This window comes from Streptococcus sanguinis (assembly GCF_050225395.1).
Taxonomy (GTDB): Bacteria; Bacillota; Bacilli; order Lactobacillales; family Streptococcaceae; genus Streptococcus.
Genome location: NZ_CP071431.1, coordinates 333,011 through 347,676 on the forward strand (window position 1 = coordinate 333,011; position 14,666 = coordinate 347,676).

The window sequence follows — 14,666 nt, forward strand, 5'->3', positions numbered from 1 at the left end:
TCACAGTGCTAACTGAACACGTCCTATAGGTTGCTTAAGGGCTTAATATCTTGATGAACTGAATACGACCTAAAAGCTGTGTAAAAAAGATAAACTGTCTTGTCTTCATCGAAGACTTCATCAGTTTCCAATTTTTACTTTGCTTTTGACGGGCTTAATATCTTGATCTTTGTAGCCAAGGCGTATGAAAAAATTTGAGCATGTGCTCGGCAAGGAGTCTTTATGACAAAACAAGTTTTTAAAACCGTTTTTGCAGGCCGTGAGCTGGTAGTTGAAACTGGTCAGGTTGCAAAACAGGCAAATGGCAGCGCCGTTGTTCGATATGGAGAAAGTACCGTTTTAACTGCGGCAACCATGTCCAAAAAGATGGCTACTGGTGACTTTTTCCCATTGCAGGTCAACTATGAGGAAAAAATGTATGCAGCTGGGAAATATCCTGGTGGCTTTAACAAGCGCGAAGGTCGTCCATCAACGGATGCGACTTTGACCGCTCGCTTGATTGACCGTCCGATTCGCCCTATGTTTGCAGAAGGTTTCCGCAATGAAGTTCAGGTTATCAATACTGTTCTTTCTTATGATGAAGATGCTTCGCCTCAAATGGCTGCTATGTTCGGTAGCTCTCTGGCTCTTTCTATCTCAGATATTCCTTTTAACGGCCCTATCGCAGGAGTTCAAGTCGGCTATGTAGATGGTGAATTTATCATCAACCCTAGCAAGGAACAAAAAGAAGTTTCGCTTTTGGAACTGACAGTGGCTGGTACCAAAGAGGCTATCAACATGGTAGAATCTGGAGCCAAGGAGCTGTCTGAAGATGTCATGCTGGAAGCTCTTCTCAAAGGGCACGAAGCGGTAAAAGAATTGATTGCCTTCCAAGAAGAAATCGTAGCGACAGTCGGCAAGGAAAAAGCAGAAGTAGAATTGCTGCATGTTGATGAAGAGCTGCAGGCAGAGATTATCGCAGTTTATAACAGCGATTTGCAAAAGGCTGTTCAGGTAGAAGAAAAGCTGGCGCGTGAAGCCGCAACTCAGGCTGTCAAAGACCAAGTCACAGCGGTTTATGAAGAGAAATACGCAGACCACGAAGAATTCGACCGTATCATGCGTGATGTGGCTGAAATCTTGGAGCAAATGGAGCACGCGGAAGTGCGCCGTTTGATTACCGAAGATAAGATCCGTCCTGACGGCCGTAAGGTTGATGAAATCCGTCCGCTGGATGCGGAAGTGGATTACCTGCCGCGCGTGCATGGCTCTGGTCTCTTTACTCGCGGGCAAACCCAAGCCTTGTCTGTTCTGACTTTGGCACCAATGGGCGAAACGCAAATTGTTGACGGCTTGGATCCAGAATACAAGAAACGCTTCATGCACCACTATAATTTCCCGCAATACTCTGTCGGTGAGACAGGCCGTTATGGGGCTCCTGGCCGTCGTGAAATTGGACACGGTGCTCTTGGGGAACGTGCCTTGGAGCAAGTCTTGCCTAGTCTGGAAGAGTTTCCGTACGCAATTCGTCTGGTAGCAGAAGTCTTGGAATCAAACGGTTCTTCCTCACAAGCATCTATCTGTGCGGGTACTCTGGCCTTGATGGCCGGCGGTGTGCCGATCAAGGCACCGGTTGCCGGAATTGCTATGGGCTTGATTTCAGATGGCAGCAACTACACAGTTCTGACCGATATTCAAGGTTTGGAAGACCATTTTGGTGATATGGACTTTAAGGTAGCTGGTACTCGCGAAGGGATTACCGCCCTGCAAATGGATATCAAGATTGAAGGAATTACAGCAGAGATCTTGACAGAAGCTCTGGCTCAGGCTAAGAAAGCCCGCTTTGAAATCCTAGATTTGATTGAAGCGACGATTCCTGCTCCACGTCCAGAGTTGGCTCCAACTGCTCCGAAAATCGACACCATCAAGATTGATGTGGACAAGATTAAGATTGTCATCGGTAAAGGTGGAGAAACCATTGATAAGATCATCGCTGAGACCGGTGTTAAGATTGACATTGATGAAGAAGGAAATGTGTCCATCTACTCTAGCGACCAAGACGCCATCAATCGTGCTAAGGAAATCATTGCTGGATTGGTCCGCGAAGCAAAAGTGGACGAAGTTTACCATGCCAAGGTTGTTCGGATTGAGAAATTCGGTGCCTTTGTCAATCTCTTTGACAAGACGGATGCCCTGGTTCACATCTCAGAGCTGGCTTGGACTCGGACCAACAATGTCGAAGATGTCGTACAAATCGGTGATGAAGTGGATGTCAAGGTGATCAAGATTGATGCCAAAGGTCGGGTAGATGCTTCCATGAAAGTATTGCTGCCGCGTCCACCAAAGTCTGATAAGCCAAAACATCATCATGACAAGGGACATCATCCACACAAGGAGCACAAGGGTCATAAGGACCATCAAGAAAGCCCTAAAACAGAAGAATAAGAGGTCGCTTATCCCTGTAGACCTCATCAAAAATCGGCAGAGGCGAGCCTTGTTCTCGTCTCTCCTTGTTTAGAGAAGGAAGGAGGCTAGCATGGGTTGGTGGAAGGAATCCATTGATATTGTAAAGGAAAATGATCCGGCGGCACGAACGTCGCTGGAAGTCTTGCTAACCTATCCAGGCATCAAAGCTTTGGCGGCCCACCGCCTCTCGCATTTTTTGTGGCGGCATGGCTTCAAGCTGTTGGCGCGTATGCACAGTCAATTCTGGCGTTTCTGGACCCAGATTGAGATTCATCCCGGCGCTCAGATTGAGTCGGGTGTCTTCATCGACCATGGCAGTGGCCTGGTGATTGGTGAAACAGCCATTGTGGAGAAGGGGGCCATGCTTTACCACGGCGTGACCCTAGGCGGTACGGGCAAGGATGCAGGCAAACGCCATCCGACCGTGCGTCGAGGTGCCTTGGTCTCTGCCCATGCCCAAGTCATTGGACCAATTGAGATTGGCGAGAAAGCCAAGGTCGGAGCCGGTGCAGTTGTAGTGGCGGATGTGCCAAGTGATGTGACGGTGGTCGGAGTTCCGGCGAAGATTGTCCGTGTTCACGGTGAGAAAGACGAGCCAACCATTCACGAGGTAGAGGAGAAACGGGAATACTATCTAGACAAGTTAGAGCATGCCCGTGAAGCCAGCCACCATTCATCAAGTCTGTAGAAAAGATTGGCAAAGCTATCGAAGTGAAATATGACAGGAGGAACCGACATGTCAGATTTATCAGATGCTATTTTGAACCAGGTAGTCCTTGAGCTGAAAGAAGGCTTAGAAGGTCCCGCCAAGGAGCGTTTTACAAAACTGCCACCTAGCCACCAGCGCGAATGGGCTCGCTATATCAGTGAAGCCAAAAAAGATGAGACCAAGCTGCGCCGCATAGAAAAGATGAAGGTGAATTTGCTGGAGCCTTAAAGAAAGAGAAGTTATGCTATTAGAGGAATTTGAAGATGTAGCTGGAGTTATTGAGCCAACAGATAGGCAGATTATTGATAAGGGTGAAGTGTGTGAAACCATCATCCTATCCTTTAACGGGGAAATTCTGAAACGTTTGATTGAGTCAGAAGAAGTCTATACAGGAGGCTATTTGAAAAGCATAAACGGACAGCATCCATGGTATATTTATGACCAAGGAACTAGCAAGCTAGCAGTTATGTTGGCTCCAATTGGGGCTCCCATGATAGTCGGCCAGCTGGAGGAGTTAGCGGCCAGAGGCTTCACGAATTTCATCATTTTAGGTTCCTGTGGCGTTTTGGATCACTCAATTGAGGCGGATAAAATCATCCTGCCTGCGGCTGCATTGCGAGATGAAGGAACTAGCTATCACTATGCCCCACCGGGTGACGAAGTAGCCTATGACGAGTCTCTGCTGATCGAGCTGGAAGCCATCTTTGACAAGCACAATATCGAGCATATCCGCACCAAGTCTTGGACGACTGATGCCTTTTATCGAGAAACGCCTGATAAGGTCAAGCGTCGCTTGGCTGCTGGAGCCAAAGTGGTGGACATGGAAGCTTCGGCTATCATGGCTTGGAGTCAATTTCGCAAGAGTAAAGTCTATCAATTCTTCTACACAGCTGACTATGTGGATCACCATAACCGAACCTGGGATGCCCGCCATGAAGAGCGGACAGCTGATGCCATGACTTTTTTCACTATCGCTTTGACAATAGCAAAGGAACTAGAAAGGTAACTACAAGAATGGCAGTATATTTTTACGGCTGTATCACCATGGATGGCTACTTGGCAGACAGCCAGCACAGGATAGACTGGCTGCATCAGCTTGGTTCTGTAGAGGATACAGGCTATGATGACTTTTACAGGCAAATGGATATCACCATCATGGGCAAGCGGACCTTTGAGGAAATCCAAGATTTGCAAGATGTAGAAAGTTTTTATCAAGCTACGGAAAACTATGTCTTTACGCATGATAGGCACCTGCCTGTCAGCAATTACCAGCCAGTAGCTGGGGATGTGGTGGACTTTGTTCACCAGATTGACAAAGGCAAAAATGTCTTTGTGATTGGTGGTAATTCCTTGGTAGGACCGCTCTTGGATGCGGATCTTTTCGACCACCTCATTATTCAGATAGCACCCCTTATCCTAGGAAAGGGGGTTCCCCTCTTTACCCAAGAGGAAGGGCAGCGCTTTTACCAACTGGATAGCCTCAGACAATTTGGCCCTTTTGCAGAGCTGGTTTTCAGCCGAAAAAGTCAGAAATAGAGAAGGGAGTGGACCGCATGATTAAAATTTACGACACCATGACCCGCAGCCTACGTGAATTTGTGCCCATTGAAGAGGGCAAGGTTCGCATGTATGTCTGCGGTCCGACGGTTTATAACTATATCCATGTCGGCAATGCTCGCTCAACAGTAGCTTTTGACACAGTTCGTCGCTATTTTGAGTATCGGGGATTTGAGGTCAATTATATTTCCAATTTTACAGATGTAGATGATAAGATTATCCATCGCGCCAAGGAAGAAGGCATCACACCAAAAGAAGTGGCGGACAAGTATATCGCGGCTTTTCGTGAGGATGTATCAGCTTTGGGTGTTAAGCCGGCTACTCAGCATCCGCGCGTGATTGACTTTATGGAGGCAATCATTGACTTTGTGCAGACTTTGGTAGACAAGGGCTATGCCTATGAGTCAGAGGGCGATGTCTACTTCCGCGTCGAAAAGTCTCACAATTATGCCAAACTAGCCAACAAAACCTTGGCAGACTTGGAGTTAGGTGCTTCTGGTCGGACAGATGAGGAGACCGCTCGCAAGGAAAATCCAGTTGACTTTGCTCTCTGGAAGGCAGCTAAGCCGGGCGAGATTTCCTGGGACAGTCCTTGGGGAGCAGGTCGCCCAGGCTGGCACATCGAGTGTTCGGTTATGTCGACGGAGATTTTGGGTGATACTATTGATATCCACGGTGGTGGGGCAGACCTAGAGTTTCCTCACCATACCAATGAAATCGCCCAGTCAGAGGCCAAGACTGGTCAGACTTTTGCCAATTACTGGATGCACAATGGCTTTGTCAACATTGACGACGTCAAAATGTCCAAGTCTCTAGGTAATTTTATCACCGTTCATGATGCCCTCAAGACCATTGATGGTCAGGTGCTGCGTTTCTTCTTTGCTACCCAGCATTATCGCAAGCCGATTAATTTCACGGAAAAAGCAGTTCATGATGCAGCGACCAATCTTAAGTATTTGAAGAATACCTATGAGCAGCCTTTCACTGGTCAAGCAGACTCTGCTCAGCTTCAGGTCTTTCTAGACAAGTTCACCGCTGCAATGGACGAAGATTTCAATGCGGCCAATGGTATCACGGTTGTCTTCGAGTTAGCCAAGTGGATCAACTCTGGCAACTACACCTCTGATATTAAGGCAGCCTTTGCCGAGCTCTTAGAAGTTTTTGGTATCGTCTTTGTGGAAGAAGTCTTGGACGCGGACATTGAGCGCTTGATTGAGGAACGCCAAGTGGCGCGGGGTAATCGAGACTTTGCGACTGCAGACCGTATTCGGGATGAGTTGGCCGCTCAGGGCATCAAGCTTTTAGATACCAAGGACGGAGTGAGGTGGACCCGTGACTGATGTCAACCTGATTAACGGCATTGCCCTCGCCTTTGAGGGTGATGCTGTCTACTCCATGTATATCCGGCGTCACCTGATTTTTCAGGGGCTCACTAAGCCCAATCAGCTGCACAGGGAAGCGACCAAGTATGTTTCTGCCAAGGCTCAGGCCAATCTCATCTCTCTCATGCTGGAAGAGGGGATTCTGACGGATAAGGAAGAGGATATCTACAAGCGCGGCCGCAATGCCAACAGCCACACCAAGGCTAAGAATACAGATATCGTCACCTATCGGATGTCTACCGGCTTTGAAGCTGTCATGGGCTACCTGCATATGACCGAATCCATTGAGCGACTGGAAGAGTTGATTGGTTGGTGTATTCGGAAGATAGAGGCTTCGTTCTGATTCTGAAAGGAACTAATTTATGAGTGATTTCTTACAATTTGATAATTTTAATTTCAAGTTGGCTATTATTCAGGAGTTAATGTATGAACAAAACGTGCTTGAGCCACGATTTAACGTTTACAGTTTTTGTTAATCTGAGAAATTATCTGTAGATCCAGAAGACTTTGATGAGACACCAATTCCTGAAGTAGAGACTTATTTCAAACAGTTGGAAATACCTAAAGAGTATGCGCAGAATGTGGAAAGTCTCTTCTTTGATGGAGGCAATGATATCTATGCGCAATTAATCCCTTTATGGGATGGTGAAGATGATCAATTTGATTTGGAAAATGTGAGTGAAAAAGAGCTATCACAGTTTTCGAATTTAAAAACCATCGACGGAACGATCTTTCCATTTTCTAAAGAAGTACGTGATTTATTTGAATCCAAAGGAATTGGGATTGAAGAATAATTTCTAAATTTTCCTATGCTAAATTTTTTAAAAATTACTATGAAAGTTTTAATATTTAGCAAATTTTTAAATCTTAACGGTGTACTACTTGTAAAAAAAGTTTTTTTACGCTAAAATTATATTTAGCTAGGAGTATATATGAAGTATCTTTTGTATCATGCAACAAATAAAGTGAATGCTGATAAAATAAAGGATGAAGGATTTTGTCCTAAGCCAGAAATTCGATTTCCATTGGTAAAAAGAGAAGGTGCAAACCCAAGAATGGTTTCTAGGGTTAAAAAGAAGCCCGGAAGCTTAGGCTATGGTTCCTATTTTTTTTCTTCAAAAGTTCTTACAGAATTATATAGAAAAGAAAAAATATTGGTAGAGGGTTCTTGTATATTGACCGTTTCTTTGGTATTGGATGATAATCAGGAAAAGTGCGTTCTTGATTTAACTGATGAAGAAACACTTGACTATTTTTTAGAATATAAGGAGAGAATAGTTTCTCAGCCTAATTATCAAGATTTAGAAAAAGTTTTTCGTAATGATAATCAGTCTTCCTTAGAAGGGGCGCTTGTTGAACATTTTATTAAGGATGTTATCAATGCGCAAAGCACTTCGCAACATGCTATATTGGTTAAAGCAATGACTGTTTCGCAAATAAAAGGATCAAATCGTTCATATGTTGCAAATGGTTTTGAATATTGTATTAGAGACAATCAGGTATTAAAGACGGTCTCGTTGATGTAGTGGAGAGGTAAAGATGATAAAATTGAGTAAAATTATAGATAAAGAGGCTTATAAAAGCTTCTTGGATGACTTAATAACGGAAGAGTACGTTGATGGCCTTATTAAGGAATACTCTGAGGAGCAGTATGAAGAAATTGAATGTTTTGAAAAAAATCTTACATTTAAAACATCCACTGGTCAAGATTATACTTTTGATAAATCATTTGTTGAGCTTGGGGGTTCTGTTCTGGAGTACGAAAATTCTATCCAAATTAATCATCGTAAATTAGAAGCGGAATTTGTTCAAGTTACTGAATTTGAGACACATTGTGAAATGAGAGATCATAATACTGGTTTGGCCGCATAGTAATAGAAAATGAAGGGATTAATAATGGAACGGGTACCTATCGAATTTGAAGGATATAGAATTAATAGTATTGATTATTCTGTATATGAAGAAGGGTTAAGTGAAGACAAAGATAAGGGGAAGTTACAAGTTAAGTCTTTGTTGACAGAAGATAGAAAAAATGCACAATTAATTATAAAAACAACAGTAAATGATGAGAATAATAACAGGAAATTGATAATAGAATTGTCAGGATTTTTTACTGTTCATGATATAGAACGTGCCGAAGAGTTCTTGAGCGTAAATGGAGTAGCTATTCTTTTTCCTTATGTACGAAGCGTTGTATCTATAATCACATCATTGGATAATGAAAATGCGGTTGTTTTACCTACTATAAATTTCACGAAACCATCATCTGAGTAAAGTTTCCTTATAAATATATAAATTACAGATAGTAAGAAGGGCTCTATAATTTCTGTAGTGGGTAAAACCATTGTAGGAATTATAGAGCCGTTTTTTGATACGTATATTGGCTTGGTAATTCCCATATACACAAGCACGATGTCTCCAGAAAACAGGTAAATTTTGTAGAAGAGTGTGTTTAAAACTTTAAATATATTGTTTGAGTTCTTTCCAGCTACCTTGCTCGGGATTAGCTCATCTCCGTTTTCGTGGTTCCTGACCTGCTAGTTAAATCATGCATGGTATTCTGCTCGATTGTGGGAAAGCATTCAATAGATGCTTGAGTTAAGGCTATGAGCACCCAGACTTCAACTTAATTTTTGCTAGTAAGATTGGGGAATGAAGTTGATATCTACTGAGATAGCGTTCGTCAAACATTTTAGTAAAAAGCGGGAGATTGAAATTTCTAAAAACTTATTTTCAGAAAAGTGTTGACATGTTTTCTGAAAAGGAGTAGAATGGCTCATGTTTTTAAAGGAGGAACTTATGTTTTCCAAGTTAAAAGGATTTTTTATTGGGCGCCCATTAAAATCCGGTAAAGAAGGAGAGGATGGTCATTTATTGACCAAGATGCAAGCCTTGGCTATGCTCTCCAGTGACGCCTTATCTTCTATTGCTTATGGACCAGAACAGGTTGTTTTGGTCTTAACTTCTGTTTCTATTGGCGCCATTTGGTGGTCGCTTCCCATAGGAATTGTCGTATTGGTGCTACTAGCGAGCTTAACGGTTTCCTATCGTCAGGTTATCCATGCTTACCCTCAAGGAGGTGGAGCCTATATGGTGACGACAGAAAATCTATCTCCAACGGCAGGTTTGATTGCCGGCGGAAGTTTATTGGTAGACTACATGTTGACAGTGGCTGTTTCGGTCGCTTCTGGAGCGGATGCGATTACCTCTGCAATTCCCATTTTACATCCTTACAATTTACATATTTCCATTTTCTTAGTTCTCTTGTTGATGCTAATGAATCTTCGAGGACTAAAAGAGTCGGCTACTTCCTTGATGATTCCTGTCTATCTTTTTATTGTCAGCACCTTGCTATTGATTGCTTTTGGTTTTGTGCAAATCCTGACAGGAAACCTAGACTATCATGCAACCGCGCAGATTGGTACGCCGATTACTGGAGTGAGTTTGATCTTATTGCTCCGTGCCTTCACCAGCGGCTCTGCTTCCTTGACAGGAGTGGAAGCTATTTCCAATTCGGTCCCCTTTTTCAAGAAACCGAAGGCTCATAATGCTGCAACCACCTTATCGATTATGGCTTTAATCCTAGGAATCATGTTTGCGGGCATTACCTTCTTGAATTATTGGATTGGCATCGTGCCTGTCAAAGGTGTAACGATATTGGCTCAGATGGCACAAGCGATTTTGGGAAACTCTCCCCTTGGTCGCATCTTGTTCTATGCTTTCCAATTGTCAACAGCTTTGATCTTAGCAGTGGCAGCCAATACAGGCTTCTCAGCCTTTCCTATGCTCTCCTATAATATGGCTAAGAACAAATATATGCCACATATGTACATGGAAAAAGGAGATCGTCTGAGCTATTCTAATGGCATTTTCACTTTGGCGTTTGGAGCGATTGCTCTTTTGTGTATCTTTGAGGGAAATACAGAGCGCTTGATTCCCCTGTACACCATTGGTGTATTCGTACCCTTTGCTCTCTCACAGACTGGTATGGTTGTCCATTGGAAGAAAAAATATGGAAATAATTTCTTGGGTCATTCGATTGCAAATATCCTTGGTGCGATCATTTGCTACGGGATTGTTCTTATTTTGCTCTTATTTCGTCTCAGAGATATCTGGCCCTTCTTCCCTATTATCATCGTCTTGACTTGGCTGTTCTTATCTATTAAACAGCACTATAATAGAGTTGCAAAACAGCTGAGATTGCAGGATCACATCGAGCGTCAGAACTACACTGGCAATACAGTAATTGTCCTAGTCGGGAATGTCACCCGAGTCAGTGTTGGTGCGATGAGCTATGCTCGCAGTATCGGGGATGAAGTCGTAGCAATGCACGTTTCAACAGCGGAGACTGCTGAAAAGGATGCCGAAGTCGCCAAGGAGTTTGCTGACTACTTCCCAGATATTCGCTTTGAGACAGTCACGACTAGCTACCGCAATATCATCAGTCCCACAGTCCAGTATGTGATTAAGGTGGCCAAGCGAGCCAAAAAAGAAGGCCAAACAGTGACGGTCCTAGTACCTCAGTTTATACCTAAAAAGAGATGGCAAAATGTCCTGCATAACCAGATGAGCTTGAAATTGAAATACTATCTGAAATGGTATGAGGATGTTGTGGTTGCAAGCTATTCTTATCACTTAAAAGAATGAGCGATCGCTTTTGATTAATGAGAAAAAGAGTTGAAGATTTTTCAACTCCTTTTATTATTTATTGGAAATAGCGCAGAGCTAATTTGCTTGCACCTTTTGATAATTTTCGTAAAATTCCACCTTAATCCTAATAAAGGTTTCCAAGTCTCGCAGGAGCTGCAGGAGCATGGCGCGGGTTTCAAATTCTTGGCGGGTCTTAGGGAGTGGCCTCTCGCGAAATACGGTTAAATAGTTGTCAATCTCGTCCAAGAGGTCTCGGGCGGGATTTTCTTGGCTCAGTTGCTTAGCGGTCTGGGAGAAGAGGCGGGCTAAAATCAAGCTTTCACTGGCTGCTAGATGGCAGTTGTTGATATTGCTAGCCATGTCTTGCAGGATACGGTTTTGGGCCTGCCGCATTTCAAAATAGTGGATATGGTAGTTGGTCTGGTGAAAGAGGTGGTTGGAGTGGTCCAGATAGACCAGCTGCAAGGCCTGTTGCAAAATCTTGTCCAGCTCCTTGATCAGAGCTGCATCATTTCGGCCGTCTCCAGATTTTAAGAAATATTCAAAGCGCAGCAAAATCTTTTTCAGCTGTTCTTCCACTTGCTCATGGTAGCTGTCAATCTCTTGCTGGCGCGAGGGCATATAGAGATTGGCTAGCAGAGCAAAGCCAGTTCCAATAAGAAATAGAGCTAGCTCATTTCCAAGCAGAGACCAGGAGGTGGATTTTTCTAAGAGCAGATGGGTGACCAGGACGGTGCTGGGTGTAATGCCGATTTCCCAGCCAAGGCGAAAGGCCAGAGGCACATAGATTGCGATATAGATGGCCAATGCTCCTAGATTGAAACCTAGAAAGTGAAAGGCCAGGCTTCCGATAGCCAGAGCCAGCAGGGTAGATAAAAAGCGATTGCCAGCTAGCTTTGCAGTGCTACGGCGGGTATCGGTCACGCTGAGGATAGCAATAATTCCGGCTGAAGTTGAGTAGGCCAGACCTAAAAAGTCAGCCAGCCAAGCAGCGAGACAGGTAGCTAGTACTAGCTTGATGGTGCGTTGTAGGAGAGACATGAGTAAGAGTTTCCTTTTTTAGACTTCTTTCTATTATAGCACGACTGGTAGGGAATCTTGGAAGCTGCTGATTGCTTTTTATCAGAGCAGAATTCTGTCTCGCCCGAGTAAATCCCGCCGCCATTTTTTCGCCTTTGTGTTATACTAGTCCTATGGAAAAAAACGATATTGTCTACGGTGTGCATGCGGTGACAGAGGCTCTCGCAGCTAACACTGGAAATAAACTCTACATTCAAGACGACCTGCGTGGCAAAAAGGTCGATAAAATCAAAGATTTAGCTGCAGAAAAAAAGGTTTCGATCTCCTGGACGCCTAAGAAAACCTTGCAGGAAATGACTGACGGAGCTGTTCACCAGGGCTTTGTTCTGCGAGTCGCAGAGTTCGCCTATACTGACTTCGAGGTGCTGTTGAAAAAAGCAGAGCAGAAAGACAATCCTCTCCTATTGATTTTGGACGGGCTGACTGACCCGCACAATCTGGGCTCTATCTTGCGGACAGCTGACGCGACCAATGTGGCTGGAGTCATCATTCCCAAGCACCGGGCAGTCGGTGTGACACCAGTTGTGGCCAAGACTTCAACGGGTGCCATTGAGCATATTCCCATTGCCCGTGTGACCAATCTTAGCCAGACTCTGGACAAGCTCAAGGAAGCTGGTTTCTGGATTTTCGGGACGGATATGCAGGGGACGCCTTCTCATAAGTGGAATACAGCAGGCAAGCTGGCCCTCATTATCGGCAACGAAGGTAAGGGAATCTCCAGCAATATTAAAAAACAGGTGGACGAGATGATTTCCATTCCCATGAATGGCCATGTCCAGAGCCTTAATGCCAGTGTCGCAGCGGCTATTCTCATGTATGAAGTCTTTCGCAATCGCCTATGAAAAGAAAAATCTTACTGGTGGACGGCTACAATATGACAGCCTTTTGGCGGGAAACTCGTCCTTACTTTAACCGCGGAGAACTAGATGCCGCACGAACGATTCTGCTTCAGAAACTCAGCAATTATGCCAGTTTTGAAGGACTAGAAGTTATCTGCGTCTTTGATGCCCAGTATATGCCGGGAGTTCGGCAGGCCTACGAGGAGTTTAATGTAACGGTCGTTTTCACTGAAGAGGAGGAAACGGCAGATGACTATATCGAGCGCTTGGCAGCTGAACTTAACACACCCAAAAATCAGGTGTCGGTTGCGACCAGTGATCTCAATGAGCAGTGGACTGTCTTCGCCCAAGGAGCTTTGAGAGTGTCTGCTAGAGAGCTAGAGAAGCGAGTGGCTGTTACCAAATCAGACCTTAATAAACTGAGCGGACAAATCAACCTGCAAAGACCGCCCTTGCGACCGATGGACAGCCAATCTTTGCGCGATTTACAAAAAATGATGGAGAAAAAAGATGACTTTTAAAATTTTAACCGATTCAACAGCAGATTTGCCAGAAAACTGGACTCAGGAAAATGATGTGCATGTCCTAGGCCTGACCATTCAGCTAGATGGAGAAACCCATGAGACAGTTGGTGCGGGCAAGCTGACCAGCCAAGAACTTCTGGACAAGATGGAGTCCGGCAGCAAGCCGACTACCAGCCAGATTAATGTCGGCCAGTTTGAAGATGTCTTTCGTAGCTATGCTAAGAAAGAGACACCAGTTCTCTATGTAGCCTTTGCTTCGGCCCTATCGGGTACTTATCAGAGTGCAGTCATGGCACGGGAGATAGTCTTGGAAGATTTTCCAGATGCACTGATTCGTATCATTGATACCAAGGCGGCTTCCATGGGTGAAGGACTTTTAGTCATGAAGGCGGCAGAGGCTAGAGCGGCTGGCCAGACCTTGGAGCAGACAGCAGACTTGATTGAGAGCTTGGTGCCTAAGGTCAAGACATATTTTCTGGTTGATGACCTCAATCACCTCATGCGGGGCGGTCGGATTTCCAAAACTGCTGCGCTTATGGGGAGCTTGGTCAATATCAAGCCGATTATCGCTGTCAAGGGAGATGGGACTCTGGACTCAGTCGCTAAGGTTCGCGGCAAGAAAAAGGCGCAGGCAGAAGTAGTCCGTATGACTTTGGAGGGAGTTGCTGACCCGCGGGTGGTTATCGCCTATGCAGGAGCTGAAGAAGTGGCTGAGAGTCTAAAAGCCCAGCTACTGGAAAGCGACCAAGTGGAGGAAGTTCTCCTCATGCCTCTGGGGCCTGTCATTTCTACCCATACTGGTCCTGGAACTTTGGGACTCTTTAGTATTGCTCAAGACATTCAAGACTAAGAAAACATGAAATCGCTATTTCATAAATAATTGCTTCAAATCTATTGCTTTTGCCTACTATTTTTGATATGATAGTAGGCGGTATTGTTTACCCCATTTGTAAGGCCCCGGAACCTTTCAAATAACTCGCGGACCGGAACATCCGCCCTGTAAACAAAAACGATATTCATAGGAGAAATCATGAACAAAACAACATACATGGCTAAGCCAGGTGAAGTTGAACGCAAATGGTATGTAGTGGATGCTACTGATGTCCCTCTTGGACGCCTTTCTGCTGTTGTAGCAAGCGTACTTCGCGGAAAAAACAAACCAACCTTTACACCACACACTGATACAGGTGACTTCGTAATCGTTATCAACGCTGAAAAAGTAAAATTGACTGGTAAAAAAGCGACTGATAAGATCTACTACACTCACTCTATGTACCCAGGTGGATTGAAACAAATCTCAGCAGGTGAGCTTCGCTCTAAGAATGCTGTTCGTTTGATCGAAAAATCTGTTAAAGGTATGCTTCCGCACAATACTCTTGGCCGCGCTCAAGGTATGAAGCTGAAAGTATTTGTAGGCGCTGAGCACACTCACGCTGCACAACAACCAGAAGTTCTTGATATTTCAGGACTTATCTAAGGA

16 protein-coding genes and 1 pseudogene are annotated in these 14,666 nt (G+C 44.5%); 16 read left to right on the forward strand and 1 reads right to left on the reverse strand.

All coding sequences use genetic code 11. The annotated features are described in order from the left end of the window. Positions 1-222: 222 nt before the first annotated feature. From pnp to J1C81_RS01785, 12 genes and pseudogenes are all read left to right on the forward strand, one after another. A complete protein-coding gene (pnp, locus tag J1C81_RS01730; RefSeq protein WP_002916485.1) occupies positions 223-2,424 on the forward strand; it encodes a polyribonucleotide nucleotidyltransferase in 2,202 nt (733 codons plus the stop codon). Between the two features lie 91 nt (positions 2,425-2,515). Beyond that, the gene (gene cysE / locus J1C81_RS01735; protein ID WP_002911670.1) at positions 2,516-3,133 is read left to right on the forward strand and encodes a serine O-acetyltransferase; all 618 of its coding nucleotides are present in this window, start codon (positions 2,516-2,518) and stop codon (positions 3,131-3,133) included. Between the two features lie 30 nt (positions 3,134-3,163). Beyond that, positions 3,164-3,382: a YdeI/OmpD-associated family protein gene (locus J1C81_RS01740; protein WP_002911671.1), complete on the forward strand. Its 219-nt coding sequence runs from the start codon at positions 3,164-3,166 to the stop codon at positions 3,380-3,382. A 13-nt stretch (positions 3,383-3,395) separates the two neighbouring features. Then, complete coding sequence (locus tag J1C81_RS01745) at positions 3,396-4,160, forward strand: nucleoside phosphorylase (protein WP_002911672.1); 765 nt, start codon at positions 3,396-3,398, stop codon at positions 4,158-4,160. A gap of 8 nt (positions 4,161-4,168) precedes the next feature. Beyond that, positions 4,169-4,690, forward strand: coding sequence for a dihydrofolate reductase family protein (locus tag J1C81_RS01750; protein ID WP_000301974.1), 522 nt, complete (start codon positions 4,169-4,171; stop codon positions 4,688-4,690). Between the two features lie 17 nt (positions 4,691-4,707). After that, entirely contained in the window at positions 4,708-6,051 is a 1,344-nt protein-coding gene (cysS, locus tag J1C81_RS01755; protein WP_002916477.1) for a cysteine--tRNA ligase, read from the forward strand. Then, positions 6,044-6,436 carry a Mini-ribonuclease 3 gene (locus J1C81_RS01760; RefSeq protein ID WP_002916476.1) on the forward strand — a complete coding sequence of 131 codons (393 nt, stop codon included), beginning with the start codon at positions 6,044-6,046 and terminating at the stop codon, positions 6,434-6,436. The genes cysS and J1C81_RS01760 overlap by 8 nt, the downstream gene beginning before the upstream one ends. Positions 6,437-6,455: 19 nt before the next feature. After that, positions 6,456-6,887 (forward strand): annotated as a pseudogene (locus tag J1C81_RS01765) (DUF6892 domain-containing protein). A 138-nt stretch (positions 6,888-7,025) separates the two neighbouring features. Then, positions 7,026-7,619: a hypothetical protein gene (locus J1C81_RS01770; protein WP_002916471.1), complete on the forward strand. Its 594-nt coding sequence runs from the start codon at positions 7,026-7,028 to the stop codon at positions 7,617-7,619. Positions 7,620-7,632: 13 nt separating this feature from the next. Then, entirely contained in the window at positions 7,633-7,965 is a 333-nt protein-coding gene (locus tag J1C81_RS01775) for a hypothetical protein (RefSeq protein WP_002916470.1), read from the forward strand. Positions 7,966-7,989: 24 nt separating this feature from the next. Beyond that, positions 7,990-8,367, forward strand: a complete 378-nt coding sequence (locus tag J1C81_RS01780) for a protein-export chaperone SecB (RefSeq protein ID WP_223323578.1) — start codon at positions 7,990-7,992, stop codon at positions 8,365-8,367. Between the two features lie 525 nt (positions 8,368-8,892). Continuing rightward, positions 8,893-10,740 carry an APC family permease gene (locus J1C81_RS01785; protein WP_032909914.1) on the forward strand — a complete coding sequence of 616 codons (1,848 nt, stop codon included), beginning with the start codon at positions 8,893-8,895 and terminating at the stop codon, positions 10,738-10,740. Positions 10,741-10,818: 78 nt separating this feature from the next. On the opposite strand, the gene J1C81_RS01790 is transcribed toward J1C81_RS01785, so the two are convergent. Beyond that, positions 10,819-11,784 carry an aromatic acid exporter family protein gene (locus J1C81_RS01790; RefSeq protein ID WP_002916465.1) on the reverse strand — a complete coding sequence of 322 codons (966 nt, stop codon included), beginning with the start codon at positions 11,782-11,784 and terminating at the stop codon, positions 10,819-10,821. Positions 11,785-11,936: 152 nt separating this feature from the next. On the opposite strand from J1C81_RS01790, the gene rlmB reads away from it, so the two are divergent. From rlmB to rplM, 4 genes are all read left to right on the forward strand, one after another. Continuing rightward, positions 11,937-12,665 carry a 23S rRNA (guanosine(2251)-2'-O)-methyltransferase RlmB gene (gene rlmB / locus J1C81_RS01795; protein WP_002916464.1) on the forward strand — a complete coding sequence of 243 codons (729 nt, stop codon included), beginning with the start codon at positions 11,937-11,939 and terminating at the stop codon, positions 12,663-12,665. Next, positions 12,662-13,183 carry an NYN domain-containing protein gene (locus tag J1C81_RS01800; protein ID WP_002916463.1) on the forward strand — a complete coding sequence of 174 codons (522 nt, stop codon included), beginning with the start codon at positions 12,662-12,664 and terminating at the stop codon, positions 13,181-13,183. Before rlmB ends, J1C81_RS01800 begins: the two co-directional genes overlap by 4 nt. Then, positions 13,173-14,036 (forward strand): DegV family protein, encoded by an 864-nt coding sequence (locus J1C81_RS01805; protein ID WP_002916462.1) that lies wholly within the window; start codon positions 13,173-13,175, stop codon positions 14,034-14,036. Before J1C81_RS01800 ends, J1C81_RS01805 begins: the two co-directional genes overlap by 11 nt. 180 nt (positions 14,037-14,216) lie before the next feature. Further along, positions 14,217-14,663 (forward strand): 50S ribosomal protein L13, encoded by a 447-nt coding sequence (rplM, locus tag J1C81_RS01810; protein WP_002893769.1) that lies wholly within the window; start codon positions 14,217-14,219, stop codon positions 14,661-14,663. The last annotated feature ends 3 nt before the right edge of the window (positions 14,664-14,666 follow it).